This window comes from Amycolatopsis sp. NPDC058340 (genome assembly GCF_042723975.1).
Classification (GTDB): Bacteria; Actinomycetota; Actinomycetes; order Mycobacteriales; family Pseudonocardiaceae; genus Amycolatopsis.
The window spans coordinates 220,870-237,462 of the sequence record NZ_JBHXIB010000002.1 but is presented as its reverse complement, the minus strand read 5'-3'; the positions used below and the strand labels follow the sequence as shown (position 1 = coordinate 237,462).

Annotated in this window: 13 protein-coding genes; 11 read left to right on the top strand and 2 right to left on the bottom strand. The window is 68.6% G+C overall.

Translation table 11 applies throughout. The annotated features are described in order from the left end of the window. The first annotated feature begins 113 nt into the window (after positions 1-113). From ACFWIW_RS04470 to ACFWIW_RS04450, 5 genes are read left to right on the top strand one after another with little or no spacing between them, the layout of a single operon-like run. The gene (locus ACFWIW_RS04470) at positions 114-923 is read left to right on the top strand and encodes an ABC transporter ATP-binding protein (protein ID WP_043848629.1); all 810 of its coding nucleotides are present in this window, start codon (positions 114-116) and stop codon (positions 921-923) included. Beyond that, the gene (locus ACFWIW_RS04465; protein ID WP_378367096.1) at positions 920-1,696 is read left to right on the top strand and encodes an ABC transporter ATP-binding protein; all 777 of its coding nucleotides are present in this window, start codon (positions 920-922) and stop codon (positions 1,694-1,696) included. The genes ACFWIW_RS04470 and ACFWIW_RS04465 overlap by 4 nt, the downstream gene beginning before the upstream one ends. After that, positions 1,693-2,571 (top strand): branched-chain amino acid ABC transporter permease, encoded by an 879-nt coding sequence (locus tag ACFWIW_RS04460; protein ID WP_240594813.1) that lies wholly within the window; start codon positions 1,693-1,695, stop codon positions 2,569-2,571. Before ACFWIW_RS04465 ends, ACFWIW_RS04460 begins: the two co-directional genes overlap by 4 nt. Continuing rightward, entirely contained in the window at positions 2,564-3,721 is a 1,158-nt protein-coding gene (locus ACFWIW_RS04455; protein ID WP_378367095.1) for a branched-chain amino acid ABC transporter permease, read from the top strand. The genes ACFWIW_RS04460 and ACFWIW_RS04455 overlap by 8 nt, the downstream gene beginning before the upstream one ends. Continuing rightward, the gene (locus ACFWIW_RS04450; RefSeq protein ID WP_240594815.1) at positions 3,718-4,968 is read left to right on the top strand and encodes an ABC transporter substrate-binding protein; all 1,251 of its coding nucleotides are present in this window, start codon (positions 3,718-3,720) and stop codon (positions 4,966-4,968) included. Before ACFWIW_RS04455 ends, ACFWIW_RS04450 begins: the two co-directional genes overlap by 4 nt. Here ACFWIW_RS04450 and ACFWIW_RS04445 read toward each other — a convergent pair. After that, the gene (locus tag ACFWIW_RS04445) at positions 4,910-5,968 is read right to left on the bottom strand and encodes a Glu/Leu/Phe/Val dehydrogenase dimerization domain-containing protein (RefSeq protein ID WP_378367094.1); all 1,059 of its coding nucleotides are present in this window, start codon (positions 5,966-5,968) and stop codon (positions 4,910-4,912) included. The genes ACFWIW_RS04450 and ACFWIW_RS04445 overlap by 59 nt on opposite strands. A 111-nt stretch (positions 5,969-6,079) precedes the next feature. Between ACFWIW_RS04445 and ACFWIW_RS04440 the strand changes: the two genes are divergently transcribed. The 3 genes from ACFWIW_RS04440 (at position 6,080) to ACFWIW_RS04430 (ending at position 7,586) form a co-directional block, all read left to right on the top strand. Next, positions 6,080-6,559 carry an Lrp/AsnC family transcriptional regulator gene (locus ACFWIW_RS04440; protein WP_016332097.1) on the top strand — a complete coding sequence of 160 codons (480 nt, stop codon included), beginning with the start codon at positions 6,080-6,082 and terminating at the stop codon, positions 6,557-6,559. 132 nt (positions 6,560-6,691) lie between these two features. Further along, positions 6,692-6,961 carry a hypothetical protein gene (locus tag ACFWIW_RS04435; RefSeq protein WP_378367093.1) on the top strand — a complete coding sequence of 90 codons (270 nt, stop codon included), beginning with the start codon at positions 6,692-6,694 and terminating at the stop codon, positions 6,959-6,961. Positions 6,962-7,001: 40 nt separating this feature from the next. After that, entirely contained in the window at positions 7,002-7,586 is a 585-nt protein-coding gene (locus ACFWIW_RS04430; RefSeq protein ID WP_378367092.1) for a GNAT family N-acetyltransferase, read from the top strand. Positions 7,587-7,601: 15 nt separating this feature from the next. Here ACFWIW_RS04430 and ACFWIW_RS04425 read toward each other — a convergent pair whose 3' ends face one another. Further along, positions 7,602-8,231, bottom strand: a complete 630-nt coding sequence (locus ACFWIW_RS04425; protein ID WP_378367091.1) for a YigZ family protein — start codon at positions 8,229-8,231, stop codon at positions 7,602-7,604. 551 nt (positions 8,232-8,782) lie between these two features. Between ACFWIW_RS04425 and gltB the strand changes: the two genes are divergently transcribed. The 3 genes from gltB (at position 8,783) to ACFWIW_RS04410 (ending at position 16,414) form a co-directional block, all read left to right on the top strand. After that, positions 8,783-13,321 carry a glutamate synthase large subunit gene (gene gltB / locus ACFWIW_RS04420; RefSeq protein WP_378367090.1) on the top strand — a complete coding sequence of 1,513 codons (4,539 nt, stop codon included), beginning with the start codon at positions 8,783-8,785 and terminating at the stop codon, positions 13,319-13,321. Next, a complete protein-coding gene (locus ACFWIW_RS04415) occupies positions 13,314-14,765 on the top strand; it encodes a glutamate synthase subunit beta (RefSeq protein WP_378367089.1) in 1,452 nt (483 codons plus the stop codon). The genes gltB and ACFWIW_RS04415 overlap by 8 nt, the downstream gene beginning before the upstream one ends. Positions 14,766-15,001: 236 nt before the next feature. Continuing rightward, the gene (locus ACFWIW_RS04410) at positions 15,002-16,414 is read left to right on the top strand and encodes a Dyp-type peroxidase (protein ID WP_378367088.1); all 1,413 of its coding nucleotides are present in this window, start codon (positions 15,002-15,004) and stop codon (positions 16,412-16,414) included. Positions 16,415-16,593 lie beyond the last annotated feature (179 nt).

Here is a 16,593-nt window from a genome sequence, read left to right as displayed (position 1 = left end):
GTGTCCGTTTTGTGTCCGGGTGGGTCTCCAAGTGGGGGTAACGCGGCGGAGGGTGCCAACGCAGGATGACCGCCACCGATCGTGACTCGCGTCACACGAACGGAGGAGGCGGCTTGCTGAGTGTTCGTGATCTCCAGGTGCGGTACGGCCGATCGGTGGCCGCACTGCACGGGGTCGACCTCGACGTTTCACCTGATGGGGTGCTGGCCGTCCTCGGCAGCAACGGGGCCGGGAAATCGACCCTGCTGCGTACGGTTTCCGGCACGCTGCGTATGCACCGCGGCTCGGTTTCCGCCGGCGAGGTGCGCTACGACGGCAAACCACTGACCAAATTGGACCCCGCCCGCATCGTCGGGCTCGGCGTGGTCGGCGTCCCCGAAGGCCGCCAGGTCTTCGCGCGGATGACGGTCGAGGAGAACCTGCGCGCGGGCGGGATCGGCGCCCGCTCCCCCGAACAGCGCGCCGCCGCCCGCAAACGCGTCGACGAGCTCTTCCCGGTCCTGTCCGAACGGGCCAAACAGCGCGCGGGCCTGCTCTCCGGCGGAGAGCAGCAGATGCTCGCGATCGGCCGCGCGCTGATGTCCGGCCCGCGGCTCCTGCTGCTCGACGAACCTTCGCTCGGTCTCGCGCCGAAGATCGTCGAGCGGATCGGTGACATCATCCGCGAGATCCACGAACAGGGCACCGCCGTGGTGCTGGTCGAGCAGAACGCCGTGATGGCGTTGCGCGTCGCCGATCACGCGATCGTCCTGGAAGTCGGCAGGGTCGCGCTGGCCGGGACGACGGCCGAACTCGCGGCGAGCGAAGAGGTCCAGCGGCTCTACCTCGGCGGCCACGCCGAATCGCAGGCCACCGCCGAGGCCGAAGCCGCCGACGCCCGCAAGCACCTCGCGGGCCGGAGCCTGTCGAGGTGGGCCGGATGACGCCGCCCGAGCTGAACGTCGAGAACGTGACCCTGCGCTTCGGCGGGATCCGGGCGCTGGACGACGTCTCGTTCACCGTCGCTTCCGGTTCGCTGCACGCGCTCATCGGCCCGAACGGCGCCGGGAAGTCCAGCTGCTTCAACGTGATCAGCGGCCTCTACCGGGCGAACACCGGCCGCGTCCGGCTCGGCGACACCGTCCTTTCCGGACTCCCGCCGCATCGGCTGGCGCGGCTCGGGGTCGGCCGGTCGTTCCAGAACGCCGCGCTCTCCCCCGGCTCGACCGTGCTCGACAACGTCATGCTCGGCCGCCACGCGCTGACCAAGGGCGGCTTCCTCGCCTGCGGGCTCCGTCTGCCGTGGACGGTCCGCGCCGAACGACGGCATTCCGCGCGGGTGCGGGAGATCTGCGACTTCCTCGGCATCGGCGCGCTGGTGGACCTCCCGGTCGGCGCGCTGCCCTACGGCGCGGTGAAACGCGTCGACCTCGCCCGCGCGCTCGCCGTCGAACCGGTCCTGCTGCTGCTCGACGAACCCGCGGCCGGCATGAACGCGACCGAGACCGCCGAACTGGCCGGCACGATCCGCGACGTCCGTGACGAGCTCGGCATCTCGATCCTGCTGGTGGAACACGACATGGGGCTGGTGATGGGCATCGCGGACCGGGTCACCGTCCTGGACTTCGGCAAACGCATCGCCGACGGCACCCCGGCCGAGGTCCAGTCGGATCCGGACGTGATCAAGGCATATCTCGGCACGGAGGCCACGGCGTGAACACATTCCTGCAACTCGTGGTGAACGGACTCGGCAAGGGCGCGGTGTTCGCGTTGCTGGCGCTGGGTTTCGTGATCATCTTCAAGGCCACCGAAGTGGTCAACTTCGCGCACGGCTCGCTCGTGCTCTTCGGCGGCTACCTGGTCGTCGTGACCCGCGACGCGCTCGGCTGGGCGGGCGCCTCGCTGGTCGGCATCGTCTCGGCGGGCCTGCTCGCCCTCCTGCTGGAAAGGTTCCTGCTGTCCCGCTCGCGGCACGCGGACGCGAACAGCCTGGCGTTGCTGACCATCGGCGTCGACGTGATCGTCACCGAGGAGATCGTGCGGCGGCTCGGCGTCACCCTGCCGTTCCTCGGCGACGCCTGGGACGCGCAGCCCTTCCAGCTCGGCGGGATCACGCTGTTCCGCACGCATCTGGTGGCGCTGGTCGTCGCCGCCGTGCTGATCACCGCGTTCACGCTGGCGTTCAAGTACTCGAACTGGGGTGTCGCGATGCGGGCCCAGGCCGAGAACCGCGAAGCCGCCGCGCTGATGGGCATCCGAAGTTCCCGGGTGACGGCGACCGCCTGGGTGGTGGCGGGTGTACTCGCCGGGGTCGCGGTGCTCTTCATCGCCACACAGGACTTCTCCGGCGCGGGGCTGTCCCGCGGCACGCACTCCATCGCGCTCGCGGCGTTCCCCGCGGCCATCCTCGGCGGGCTGGACTCGACGGCGGGCGCGGTGGTGGGCGGCCTGGTCGTCGGGCTGGTCGAGGCGCTTTCCGCGCAGTACGTGTCGTTCGACTTCTCCAAGAGCGCGGTCTTCCTGGTGATGCTCGTGGTCCTGGTGGTGCGGCCGTCGGGATTGTTCGGGACGAGGGAGAGCACACGTGTCTGACACCGCCGTGAAAACCCCACCCGCCGCCCCGACGGCACCGCCTCCGGAACGCGATCGGGGACGGCTGCTCAAGGCGCTGGCCTGGGTCGCGCTGCTGGTCATCCTGCTCGCGATCCCGCTCTATCTCGACGCCGCCTGGCTGAAAGCCGGGCAGTACATGATGATCGGCGGGGTCGGCGCGATCGGGCTGACCCTGCTGGTCGGGCAGGCCGGGCAATTGTCGCTGGCGCACGCGTTCTTCCTGCTCGCGGGCGCGACCGGGTACACCGTCCTTTCCGGACCCGCCGACGACGAGCGGGTGTTCGGGCTCGGGCTCGATCCCGGTCTGTCACTGGTCGGCGCGGTCGTCATCGCCGCGCTGCTGGGGCTGGCGTTCGCGCCGGTCTCCGGACGGCTGCGCGGGATCTACCTCGGTGTCGCGTCGCTGTCGCTGGTGTTCCTCGGGCTCTACTTCGGACAGTCGGCCGAGACGCTGACCGGCGGGACGTCCACCGGGCGCACCCCGGAACCGTTCTCGTTGTTCGGCTTCCCGTTCACCAACGGCGGCCCCGAGATCGAACTGATGGGCGTGCCGATCCGGCAGGCGGAACGGCTCTGGTACCTGTTCCTGTTCTTGACCGTGCTCGCGTTCGTGGTCGCCAACGCCGCGGTGCGCAGCCGGGTCGGCCGGTCGTGGCGGGCGGTGCGGGACAACGAGGCCGCCGCGTCCGTGATGGGCGTCAGCGTCACGCGGGCCAAGGCGGGCGCTTTCGCGGTCTCCTCGGCCTACGCGGGGCTCGCGGGCGCGATGACCGTGCTGTGGTTCGACATCCTCAAACCCGACGAGAGCGAATTCGGCACGTACGGCATCAACATCTCCATCGCCTTCCTGGCCATGGTGATCATCGGGGGACTCGGCTCGGTGCCCGGCGCGCTGGTGGGCGCGCTGATCGTCAACGGGCTGCCGCAGGTGCTTTCGCTGTACTCCGCCGATCTCGGCTGGTTCTCCGGAACCGGGGACGGCGCCTTGACCCCGATCCTGGTCAGTTCGTTCGTCTACGGCGCCGCGATCATCCTCGTGGTGCTCTTCGAACCGGGCGGACTCGCCGCGATCGGTCGACGGATCACACCCGCCAGGAAACCTCATCTCCCGGAGGAGCAAGACAAATGAAGCGCATATATCCGGCCGTCGCGCTGGCGGCGGTACTCGCCCTTTCGGCGTGCAGCACGAAGGCGGGCGACTCGGGGTCCTCGGGGGCGGACGGTTCGGGCGTCAAAACCGACAAAGGGGCGACGGCCTCCGAGATCACCCTCGGCGTGATGACCGACAAGACCGGGGTGTTCAAGAACCTCGGGCTCGGCATCACGCAGGGGAACGAGTTGTGGGCCAAGGACTTCAACGCCGCGGGCGGGGTGTGCGGCCGTCAGGTCAAACTCGAGACCGTCGACCACGGCTACAAGGCGGACACGGCGAAGACGCTGTATCCGCAGATCGAGCCGAAGGTCCTCGGTTTCGTGCAGTTGCTCGGCTCGCCGGTAGTGGCCGCGCTGAAACAGAACATCGCCTCGGACAAGACCGTCGCCGCGCCCGCGTCGTGGTCTTCGGAACTGCTCGACAACCAGTACGTGATGATCGTCGGAACCACTTACGACCTGGAGATCATCGACGGGTTGTCGTACTTCCAGGAAAAGGGCCTGGTGAAGGACGGCGACACGATCGGGCACGTCTACATCGACGGCGAGTACGGCAAGAACGGCCTGCGCGGCTCGCAGTACTACGCGAAGAAGCACAACCTGACGGTGAAGGAGGTCAAGATCACCTCCACCGACAACGACCTCACCAATATCGTCACCGGGCTCAAGGGCGACGGCGTCAAGGCCATCGTCCTGACCACTTCCCCGGCGCAGACCGGTTCCGCGCTCGCGGCGAACAAGGCGCTCGGGCTCGACGTGCCCGTGCTCGGCAACAACCCGGTGTTCGACCCCGTGCTGCTGAAGAGCCCGGCGGCGAACGCGCTGGACAAACTGACGATCGTCGCCAGCAGTGTCCCGTTCTCCGCCGACATCCCCAAGGCCAAGGAAGTCGCCACGAAGTACAAGGCGGCGTACAAGGAGACCCCGAACGGCGGGATCCCCTACGGCTACGCGGTCGGCGAGGTGTGGGGCGCGGTGCTCAAGAAGGCCTGCGAGAACAAGGACCTCACCCGCGACGGCATCGCGGCGGCGCTGAAGCAGACGACGTCGGCGAGCACGGGTGACCTCGTGGCGGCGCTTGACTTCTCGAAGCCGGGCACCCCGGCGACACGTCAGGTGTACGCGGCGACACCGGACGCGTCGGCCGAGGGCGGGGTCCGCTACGTCAAGCCGCTGTTCGAGGCTCCCGAGGCGAAGGAGTACGTGGCTCCGCACCAGAAGTGAGTCTCGCTTCGGCGAGCGCGTCCGCTTCGGCCAACGGCGTGGTGCCGTTGGCCGAAGCGGCGTCGAGGATCTCTCGCGTGGTCTTCTCCAGTGCCTCGACGCGGGTGAGCGCCTCGGCGTGTGTGAGGTTCTCCTTTTCGCGGCCGAGGGTGTAGACGACTCCCCCGGCGCTCGCGACGAAGTCCGGGATCCACAGGACTCCCCTGGCGGCGAGGGCCTCTGCAACGGTGTCGTCGGTGAGCTGGTTGTTGGCCGGGCCGACGACGAGCGGCGCGGCGACCTCGGTCCCTGGTCCGAAGACCCCGCCCACGGCCGCGGGGATCAGGACGTCGGCCTCGATACCGAGCACCTTCTCCGGCGGGGCCGGGGTCAGGCCTTGTCCGCGGGCGGCGGCGAGGCGTCGTTCGTCCACATCGGACACGACGACCTCGGCGCCTTGTGTGGCCAGCGCGCCGGCCAGGTGGGCGCCGACCGAGCCGTAACCGCTGATGACCACCTTGCGGCCGTTCATCCCGTCGTCGCCGAAGACGGCCCGCGCGCCCGCTCGCAGCGCGGCGAGCACGCCGACGGCGGTCGGCCCGCTCGAAGAACCGGTGCCGCCGTGCTCCTCGGGCAGGCAGAACACGTGCGGGGTCCGCTCGCGCAGCACGAGCATGTCCGCCGGACCGGTTCCGACGTCGGGCCCGGCGAGATACGCACCATCGAGTGACGCGATGAGGTCGGCGTGGTCGAGCAGGATCTCGCGCCGCAGCTCGGCGGACGGCACGCCGTCGAGCGCGACGACACTTTTGCCACCGCCGAAGTCCAGACCCGCGACCGCGCATTTGCGGGTCATCGCCGCGGACAACCGCAGGACGTCGTCGATCGCGTCGTGCACGCGCGGATAGATCTTGAACCGGCAGCCGCCGACGGCCGGGCCGAGCGTGCTCGAATGCACGGCCACCATCGTCGTCACCCCGGACCGGCGGCCCCGCCGGACGACCAGCTCCTGTACGGACATCTGGCTCCCTTCCACGCAATCAGTCGACTTAATGCGCCGAAGTTAGGCTGATTCTCAGAGCTATCGAGGTTTCGCCGAACGATATTCGGCAGACCGGACGAAGGGACGGGCGTGGACGAACTTGATTCGGCGATCATCCGGGAACTCCAGGCGGATGCGCGGCAGTCGAACCGCGACATCGCCCGCAAGGTCGGCGTCGCGCCGTCGACCTGCCTGGAACGGACCCGGCTGCTGCGGGAGCGCGGCGTCATCCGCGGCTATCACGCCGACATCGACCTGCGCAGCCTCAACCGCGGCGTGCAGGCGATGGTCTCGGCGCAGGTGCGGCCGCTGAGCCGGGAGGTGATCGATTCCTTCCAGCGTTCGGTCGCGGAACTGCCGGAGGTCCTTTCGGTCTTCGTCACCGCCGGCAGCGACGATTTCCTGATCCACGTCGCCGCGCAGGACGTCGATCAGCTCCACGCATTCCTGGTGGATCGATTGGCGAAGCGAAAAGAGATCATCGGCTTCCGGAGTTCGATCATTTTCCGGCACCTTCGCAAGACCGAGCTGGAACCCCTTCCGCGCCGAATACCGGGTGACACCCCCTAGGTCCCTACCCCGGAATACCCGACACACCACCCCTAAGTACGCCCGAAATCCGGGATTTCGCATCGTAGGAGACGGAAACTGTCGGGGGTATGGGTTTCACTGTGCACAGCGGAAACGGAAAGGAGGCGCGCCATGGACGTTCGGACAGGCCTGAACCATCGTGAGCGGGCCACCCTGAGAGCCGTGGCCGAGGGCCACGCCGAGATCAGCTGCAGCTGCGAGCCGGACCTGTTCGTCGACGGTCTCGCCTGCTGCGACCAGCACACCGCGCATCGCCTCGCCCACCTCGGCCTGGTGATGCCCGCCAGGGGCGGCCGATGGGGCGAGCGTGTCCCCGCGCTGCTCACCAGGGCCGGAGCGGAGGCGCTGGAAGGCGCGTTCCCGCCGCTGGCCGCGGCCTAAAACGTTTGCGGGCACGCGCGGAGAGCGCCACGATCGCGTGATGCGTGTCTTTCTGGAGACCGAGCGGCTCGTGCTGCGGCAGTTCACCGGCGCCGACGTCGACGACCTGTTCGCGCTCTACGACGATCCCGAAGTCATGCGGTACCTCAATGGGGGCGAACCCGCCGACCGGGCGGAGATCGAAAACGTCGACCTTCCCGCCTTTCTCGGTTACTACGAGCGTTCCCCCGGTTACGGGTTCTGGGCGGCGATCGAGAAAGCGAGCGGGGATTTCCTGGGGTGGTTCCATTTCCGCCCGCTGCGCGGGCATCACACGGACGACCCCGAGCTGGGTTACCGGCTGAACCGGTCGTCCTGGGGCAAGGGGTACGCGACCGAAGGTTCGCTCGCGCTCCTGGAGAAGGGGTTCACCGAATTCGGGGCCAAGCGGATCTGGGCGGCGACCATGGCGGTGAACCTGGGGTCCCGCCGGGTCATGGAGAAGATCGGGATGCGGCACGTCCGGACCTTTCACGAGCACTTCGACCACCCGATCCCCGGCACCGAGGAGGGCGAGGTCGAGTACGCCATCACCCTTGAGGAGTGGCGGTCCCGCGTCGGGCTCGTGAGTGGCAAGGACGGTTAGAACCGTCCTTGCCACTCACGAGGTGGGCAGCCAGGTTTCGCCGATCTCCTCGGCCAGGGCCTCCCCGCCGGTGAGGTCGGCGAGCCAGGCGTGGAACGCGGGGCCCTGGTCCGGCGCGAGCCCGACGTCGAAGTGCGCGACGTCCTCGAAGCGCGTCGCGTGCAGCAGGTACGGCGACGCGCGGATGTCGTTCTCCAGGCGGCCTGCCCGGTCGTAGTCGACGACGACCTCCACCAGCCGCAGCCGCCGGTACTCGCGCACGCCGACGACGTCGACGGCCTCCGAAACGGCCTGCCCGTACGCGCGGATCAGCCCGCCTGCCCCGAGCAGCACCCCGCCGAAGTAGCGGGTCACCACGGCGACGGTGTCGGTCAGCTCGCGGCGGCGGAGCACTTCGAGCATGGGGGTGCCCGCCGTGCCCGCGGGCTCGCCGTCGTCACTCGAACGCTGGGTGCGCCCGTCGGCGCCCAACACGAACGCGTGACAGTGGTGCCGGGCCGCCGGATCGGCCTTCTTCCGGGCGGCGATCACCTCACGGGCTGCCTCTTCCGAGGTGACCGGCGCGAGCGCGCAGAGGAACCGCGACCGCCGGATTTCGATCTCGTGGACCCCGGTACCCGCCACGGTGAGATAACGATCCGCCATCGGCCAAGCCTCTCAAACCAGGCAGGCGACTCTGCCGTTCGGGCGATTCGGCGGTCACCCGGGGTCATCGCAACACCGGCGAAACCCACTCGACCGCGCGACCCAGGTCACACTTTCAGCCGAGCTGGACAGTGATAACCGCAGGTCAGCGCGCTGATGCTCCACTCAGTGGACACGTCGTTCCAGCCAGTGGGCAGATGATGTTTGAAGTCAACGCCCGCGTGGCATTTCCCACCCCGACCAACCGACGTATGTCGATAACAGCGATTTCACACTATCGTCATAAGACCGGCGAACCCGGGAGTAACACGTGTACCCGCCAGCCACCCACCACAGCGGCCAGGCGGCACCCACGTGCACAGCAGTACCGATATGCGCATCGGCCGCCCAGTGCAGTGCGGCTCTACGAGGCCTGCCCCCGTTTCCGCGGGCGGGATCGTTCCCTCTCGACTGACCATCGCGGTCCCGGACCACTCCGTTAACTGGTTCACGTCCGAACCACCCGAACGGAGTGTTACCGGTCGCGCCGACGCCTTGGGAGGCGGCCAGCCGTGACCCACCATGCCAGCTACAAGGGCAGCAAGGCCCCCGAAGGCCTGTACGACCCGGAGTTCGAACACGACGCCTGCGGTGTCGCGTTCGTCGCCGATCTCTCCGGTAAACGCGATCACGGCATCGTCGCCAAAGCGCTGATCGCGCTGCGGAACCTGGAACATCGCGGGGCCCGCGGCGCCGACCCGGAGACCGGCGACGGCGCCGGGATCCTCATCCAGGTCCCCGACGAGTTCTATCGCGAGGTCGTCGGCTTCGAGCTTCCCGCGCCCGGCGCGTACGCCGTCGGCACGGCTTTCCTGCCGCAGGACGCGAACGCCCGCGGCCGCGCGATGACGACCATCCAGCGCGTCGCCGCCGAAGAGGGCATGCGCGTGCTCGGCTGGCGTGACCTCCCGGTCCACACCGAACACGTCGGCACCGGCGCGGCCGAGACCATGCCGTATTTCAGCCAGTTGTTCCTGGCGGGGAACGACGCACTGGAGGGCCTGGCGCTGGAACGCGCCGCCTTCGTGGTGCGCAAACGCGCCGAGCACGAGCTGGTCGAGGACGACGTCTATTTCCCGAGCCTGTCTTCGCGCACGATCGTCTACAAAGGAATGCTCACCGAGCCGCAGGTCGAGAAGTTCTTCGCCGACCTCACCGACGAGCGCGTCACCAGCGCCATCGGCCTGGTGCACTCCCGCTTCTCCACCAACACCTTCCCGTCGTGGCCGCTGGCGCACCCGTACCGGTACGTCGCCCACAACGGCGAGATCAACACGTTGCGCGGCAACCGGAACTGGATGGACGCGCGTGAAGCGCTCCTCGAATCCGACCTGATCCCCGGTGACCTCAAGCGGATCTACCCGATCATCACCCGCGGCGCGAGCGACTCGGCCTCCTTCGACGAGGTGCTGGAGCTGCTCCACCTCGGTGGCCGCTCGCTGCCCCACGCGGTGCTGATGATGATCCCGGAGGCCTGGGAGAACCATCAGGAGATGGACCCCGCGCGCCGCGCGTTCTACGAGTTCCACTCGACGCTGATGGAGCCGTGGGACGGCCCCGCGCTGGTCTCCTTCACCGACGGCACGCAGATCGGCGCGGTCCTCGACCGCAACGGCCTGCGCCCCGCCCGGTACTGGGTCACCGAAGACGGCCTCGTCGTCCTCGCCAGCGAGGTCGGCGTGCTGGAGCTGGAGCAGTCCACGATCGTCCGCAAAGGACGGTTGGAGCCGGGCCGCATGTTCCTCGTGGACACGGCCGCCGGCCGGATCGTCGAGGACGAGGAGATCAAGAACGAGCTCGCCACCGAGCACCCGTACGACGAGTGGGTCGAAGATGGCCTGCTCCCGCTCGACGGGCTTCCCGAGCGTGAGCGCGAGATCCCGCCGCACGCGGCGCTCGTGCGGCGTCAGCAGGCCTTCGGCTACACCGAGGAGGAGCTCGACGTCCTGCTCGAACCGATGGCCCGCACCGGCGCGGAGCCGATCGGCTCGATGGGCAACGACTCCCCCATCGCCTCGCTGTCCAGCCGCCCGCGGCTGCTCTTCGACTACTTCATCCAGCTTTTCGCCCAGGTGACCAACCCGCCACTGGACGCGATCCGCGAGGAACTGGTCACCTCGCTGGGCACCCAGCTGGGCGCGGAGCCGAACCTCCTGCGGGCCGACGCCAAATCGTGCCGCCGGATCGTGCTGCCGTTCCCGGTGCTGGACAACGACGAGTTCGCGAAGCTGGTGCACGTCAACGACGACGGCGACCTGCCGGAATTCCAGGCGGTCACCGTGCAGGGCACCTACGACGTCCACGGCGGCGGCGAGGCGCTCGTGCGGCGGCTCGACGAGATCCGCGCCGAGGTGTCCGCGGCCATCGCCGAGGGCGCGCGGCTGATCGTGCTGTCCGACCGCGGGATCGACGAAGACCACGCGGCCATTCCGTCGCTCCTGCTCACCGGCGCGGTGCATCACCACCTGGTGCGTGAGAAGACCCGTACGCAGGTCGGCCTCATCGTCGAGGCGGGCGACGCGCGCGAGGTGCACCACATCGCGCTGCTGATCGGCTACGGCGTCGCGGCGGTGAACCCGTACCTGGCGATGGCGACCGTCGAGGAGATGGCCGATCAGGGCCTGATCGCCGGTGCCACCGCCAAGCAGGCGACCGCGAACCTGATCAAGGCGCTGGGCAAGGGCGTCCGCAAGACGATGTCGAAGATGGGAGTGTCCACAGTGGCCTCCTACACCGGCGCGCAGATCTTCGAAGCGGTCGGGCTCGGCGACGAGGTCATCCAGAACTGCTTCACCGGCACCACTTCCCGGCTCGGCGGCGTCGGCTTCGACACGCTCGCGCTGGAGGTCGCCGAACGGCACCGCCGCGCGTTCCCGCGTGACGGGTTCCGCGCGAACCACCGCGAGCTGGAAACGGGTTCGGACTACCAGTGGCGCCGCGAGGGCGAGCCGCATCTGTTCAACCCGCAGACGGTGTTCAAGCTGCAGCACTCCACGCGTGCCGGGAAGTACGAGGTCTTCAAGGAGTACACGAAGGCCGTCGACGACCAGGCGCAGAAGCTGTACACGCTGCGCGGGCTGTTCGACTTCAAGATCGGCCAGCGGCCCGCGGTGCCGATCGAAGAGGTCGAGCCGGTCTCCGAGATCGTCAAGCGGTTCGCCACCGGCGCGATCTCCTACGGGTCGATCTCGGCGGAGATGCACGAAACCCTGGCCATCGCGATGAACCGCCTCGGCGGCAAGTCGAACACCGGTGAGGGCGGCGAGGATCCGGAACGGCTCTACGACCCCGAGCGCCGCAGCGCGGTCAAGCAGGTCGCGAGCGGCCGGTTCGGTGTCACGAGCGAGTACCTGGTCAACGCCGACGACATCCAGATCAAGATGGCGCAGGGCGCGAAGCCCGGCGAGGGCGGCCAGCTGCCCGGCGCGAAGGTGTACCCGTGGATCGCGAAGACGCGGCACTCCACGGCGGGTGTCGGGCTGATCTCCCCGCCGCCGCACCACGACATCTACTCGATCGAGGATCTGGCGCAGCTGATCCACGACCTCAAGAACGCCAACCCGGCCGCGCGTATCCACGTGAAGCTCGTGTCCGAGGTCGGCGTCGGCACGGTCGCGGCCGGTGTTTCCAAGGCGCACGCGGACGTCGTGCTCATCTCCGGGCACGACGGCGGCACGGGTGCTTCGCCGCTGTCGTCGATCAAGCACGCGGGCGGCCCGTGGGAACTCGGGCTCGCCGAGACGCAGCAGACGTTGCTGGCCAACCGGTTGCGCGACCGGATCGTCGTGCAGACCGACGGTCAGCTCAAGACCGGCCGTGACGTCGTCATCGCCGCGCTGCTCGGGGCTGAGGAGTTCGGCTTCGCGACCGCGCCGCTGGTGGTCTCCGGCTGCATCATGATGCGCGTGTGTCACCTCGACACCTGCCCGGTCGGCGTCGCGACGCAGAACCCGAAGCTGCGTGAGAAGTTCAGCGGCAAGGCGGAGTACGTGGTGAACTTCTTCGAGTTCATCGCGCAGGAGGTCCGGGAGTACCTGGCGGAGCTGGGTTTCCGGTCCATCGCCGAGGCCGTCGGCCACGCGGAGATGCTCGACAAGCGCAAGGCGATCGACCACTGGAAGGCCGCCGGGCTCGACCTGTCGCCGATCTTCCACGTGCCCGACTCGGCTCCGGCCGGGCTGCGGCACCAGCAGACCGTGCAGGACCACGGGCTGGAGAAGGCGCTCGACAACACGCTGATCCAGCTCGCCGAGGGCGCGCTGTCGTCCGGGGACAAGGTGCGGCTGGAACTGCCGGTCCGCAACGTGAACCGGACCGTCGGCACCATGCTCGGCCACGAGCTCACCAAGCGGTGGGGCGGCGAAGGCCTGCCGGACAACACGATCGACGTGACCTTCACCGGTACCGCCGGTCAGTCGTTCGGCGCGTTCGTGCCGAAGGGCATCACGCTGCGGCTCTACGGCGACGGCAACGACTACGTCGGCAAGGGCCTGTCCGGCGGGCGGCTCATCGTGCGGCCGCCGAAGGTGGCGCGGTACAACGCCGAAGAGCACATCATCGCGGGCAACGTGATCGGCTACGGCGCGACCAGCGGCGAGATCTTCATCCGCGGCAAGGTCGGCGAGCGGTTCTGCGTGCGCAACTCGGGCGCGCTGGCCGTCGTCGAAGGCGTCGGCGACCACGGCTGCGAGTACATGACCGGTGGCCGGGTCGTGGTGCTCGGCGGCGTGGGCCGCAACTTCGCGGCCGGGATGTCGGGCGGCGTCGCCTACGTGCTGGACCTGCCCGCGCACCGGATCAACCCGGAGATGGTCGACATCGACCCGCTGGATTCGTCCGATGTGGACTTCCTGCGTGAGGCGCTCGAAAAGCATTACGACGAAACGGAGTCCGCGGTCGCGCGTGCGCTGCTCGCCGACTGGGACGCCGCCGTCGACCGGTTCGGCAAGGTCATGCCGAAGGACTACAAGCGCGTGCTCGCGGCGCAGGCGAAGGCCGAGCGCGACGGGCGTGACGTGAACGAGGCGATCATGGAGGCCGCACATGGCTGACCCCAAGGGCTTTCTGACCACCACTCGCGAGACGCCCAAGAGCCGTCCCGTCGACCTGCGCCTGATGGACTGGCGCGAGGTGTACGAGGACTTCGCGACGTCGAAACTGCAGAAGCAGGCCGGGCGCTGCATGGACTGCGGTATCCCGTTCTGTCACCAGGGCTGCCCGCTCGGGAACCTCATTCCCGAGTGGAACACGCTGACCTGGCGCGACGATTGGCATGACGCGGCCGAGCGGCTGCACGCGACCAACAATTTCCCGGAGTTCACCGGGACCCTCTGCCCGGCGCCGTGCGAGACGGCGTGTGTGCTCGGGATCAACGACGATCCCGTCACCATCAAGCGGGTCGAGATCTCGATCATCGACCGGGCCTTCGAAGAAGGCTGGGTCACGCCGCAGAAGCCGGTGGCGCTCACCGGCAAGAAGGTGGCGGTGGTCGGATCCGGTCCGTCGGGACTCGCCGCGGCGCAGCAGCTCACGCGCGCGGGCCACAGTGTCGTGGTCTTCGAGCGGGCCGACAAGATCGGCGGGCTGCTGCGCTACGGCATCCCCGAATTCAAGATGGAGAAGCACCGGCTCGACCGCCGTCTCGACCAGATGCGTGCCGAGGGCACGGAATTCCGGACCTCGGTGAACGTCGGCGTCGACCTCACCGTCGAGGAACTCAAGTCGTCCTACGACGCCGTGGTCCTCGCCGGCGGTGCGACCGCGTGGCGCGACCTGCCGATCCCCGGCCGTGAGCACGACGGCATCCACCAGGCGATGGAGTTCCTGCCGCACGCCAACCGCGTCGCGGCCGGCGAGCTGGACGTGTCGCCGATCAGCGCCGAAGGCCTCGACGTCGTGGTCATCGGCGGCGGTGACACCGGCGCGGACTGCGTCGGGACCTCGCACCGTCAGGGCGCGAAATCGGTGACGCAGCTGGAGATCATGCCGAAGCCGCCGCTTTCGCGGTCCGACGCGCACCCGTGGCCGACGTACCCGATGATCTACCGCGTCTCCTCCGCGCACGAGGAGGGCGGCGAGCGGCTGTACTCGGTCAACACCCAGGAGTTCCTCGCGGACGCCGACGGCCGGGTGCGCGCGCTGAAGCTGGTCGAGGTGCGCAACGAGGGCGGCAAGTTCGTCCCCGTGGAAGGCACCGAACGCGAACTGCCCGCGCAGCTGGTGCTGCTCGCGATGGGCTTCGTCGGCCCGGAGCGGGAGGGCCTGCTGGAATCGCTCGACGTCGAGCTGGACCAGCGCGGCAACGTCGCCCGCGACAAGGCGTTCAAGACCAGCGTCGACAACGTGTTCGTGGCGGGCGACATGGGCCGCGGCCAGTCGCTCATCGTGTGGGCGATCGCCGAGGGCCGCTCCGCCGCGGCCGGGGTGGACGCGTTCCTCACCGGACGGGACGTGCTGCCCGCCCCGATCGCGCCGACCGACCGGCCGCTCACCTAGACCGCTTTAGCGCGTGAAGGCCCCCTTCCCTCGGCTCAGTCGAGGGAAGGGGGCCTTCACGCGTGACCGGCGCATTGGTTCTTTTGAGTGAAAGAACCACCGAAAGGGTGTACTTGCGGGTGACGACAGCGAGGTTTCGGTATCGGTTGTATCAAGGGGTAAGTCCCGTGCGGCGGCGGGGACCGGCAAGACCTGCCGGGGCCGCCGGACGGGTTACAAGGAGGGGGTTCCTTGACATGTCCGTCGATCTGACCGTGCCCTTGGAATGGAAGACCGCCACCGGCGATGCCGCCAAGATGCTCGAAGAACTACAGCCGAACATCCTGAAAGCGCACGCCCGCGACCATTTCTCCGCACTTTTCCTCCGTTTTTCCGAGCCCGCGAGCGCGATGAAGTTCCTCGCGTCGCTCGTCCCGCTGATGAAGTCCGCGAAGACCCATCTGACCGAGGTCGAGCGCTTCAAAACCGAAGGGGTGCAGGGGACGCCCTACGTCGGCACGGGGCTGACCTCGGCGGGCTACCGGTTCCTGGAAATCGAGGCACCGCAAGATGAATCCTTCCGTCTCGGCATGCGCGCGCAGGAGACCCGCGAGAAGCTGAACGACCCGCCTCGATCCACGTTCGACAGCGGATACCACGACGAGATCCACGCCGTCGTGGTCGTCGGCGACGCCGCCGACGCTCCGATGACCGCACGCCGGAACGCGGTTCTCGCGCTGATTCCGGCGACCGTTTCCGTCGTCGCCGAGGAAACCGGATTCGGCCGCGTCAACGCCGACGGTGAGGGTATCGAGCATTTCGGCTACGTCGACGGCCGGAGCCAGCCGCTCTTCCTGGTCGAGGACATCCACGCGGAAAAGACGGGAACGGACGGGATCAGCGTCTGGGATCCGGCCGCCCCGCTGGACCAGGTGCTCGTTCCGGATCACGCCGCCCCCGATCCCGGAGTCCATTTCGGCAGCTACTTCGTTTTCCGCAAATTGGAACAGAATGTACGGCGGTTCAAGCAGTCCGAAGAGGCTCTGGCGGACCGATTGGGTCTGGTCGGCGAAGATCGGGAACGGGCGGGCGCGATGATCGTCGGCCGGTTCGAGGACGGCACGCCGTTGACCGCGCAGCGGGAAGCGGGCGCGGAAAGCCCGGTACCGAACAACTTCGACTACGGAAACGACATCGCCGGCGCCAAATGCCCCTTCCAGGCGCATATCCGGAAAACGAATCCGCGCGGCAGCGGCGGCGCGGAACCACCGCCGCGGGAACGGTCGCACCTGATGGCGCGGCGGGGCGTGCCCTACGGCGAACGGGCCGACGATCCGAACGCCGATCTGCCGCCGTCCGCCCGGCCAAGCGGCGGGGTCGGCCTGCTGTTCATGGCGTTCAATTCGGTGCTGGGCAACCAGTTCGAGTTCACGCAGGCGACCTGGTCGAACAACGCGGGCTTCCCGATCCCTGCCGACGGGGTCAAACCGCCGGGCCTCGATCCGGTCATCGGCCAGGGCCCGCGCCCGGAGTCGGTCTACACCACGGAATGGGCGGGCACGCGGACGGTGACCGCGGATCCGATCCCGCAGGCGGTGACGCTGAAGGGTGGCGACTACTTCTTCATGCCGTCACTCGCCTTCCTGCGCGGACTCGGCGGCAAGGGCTGATCGCGTTATCCGCTGAACGTCACCGGAATGAGCGTAAAGCGGATATCAGTCCGGAGCCGGCGGAGATAGCCTGCGAAACGGGCCGGTCCTGGGCGTACCGGCCGCCGGGCGGGCGCCGGTCACACTGGGGGTGGCCGGCGCCCGTTCCCTTCGCCATTCTCCCCGGCGCCCCGAACCCA

Excerpts from the sequence above, each read along its gene's own strand:
- ACFWIW_RS04465 (WP_378367096.1), top strand. The coding sequence starts at position 920 with ATGACGCCGCCCGAGCTGAACGTCGAGAACGTGACCCTGCGCTTCGGC.
- ACFWIW_RS04450 (WP_240594815.1), top strand. The coding sequence starts at position 3,718 with ATGAAGCGCATATATCCGGCCGTCGCGCTGGCGGCGGTACTCGCCCTT.
- ACFWIW_RS04445 (WP_378367094.1), bottom strand. The coding sequence starts at position 5,968 with ATGTCCGTACAGGAGCTGGTCGTCCGGCGGGGCCGCCGGTCCGGGGTG.
- ACFWIW_RS04435 (WP_378367093.1), top strand. The coding sequence starts at position 6,692 with ATGGACGTTCGGACAGGCCTGAACCATCGTGAGCGGGCCACCCTGAGA.
- ACFWIW_RS04430 (WP_378367092.1), top strand. The coding sequence starts at position 7,002 with ATGCGTGTCTTTCTGGAGACCGAGCGGCTCGTGCTGCGGCAGTTCACC.
- ACFWIW_RS04425 (WP_378367091.1), bottom strand. The coding sequence starts at position 8,231 with ATGGCGGATCGTTATCTCACCGTGGCGGGTACCGGGGTCCACGAGATC.
- ACFWIW_RS04415 (WP_378367089.1), top strand. The coding sequence starts at position 13,314 with ATGGCTGACCCCAAGGGCTTTCTGACCACCACTCGCGAGACGCCCAAG.
- ACFWIW_RS04410 (WP_378367088.1), top strand. The coding sequence starts at position 15,002 with ATGTCCGTCGATCTGACCGTGCCCTTGGAATGGAAGACCGCCACCGGC.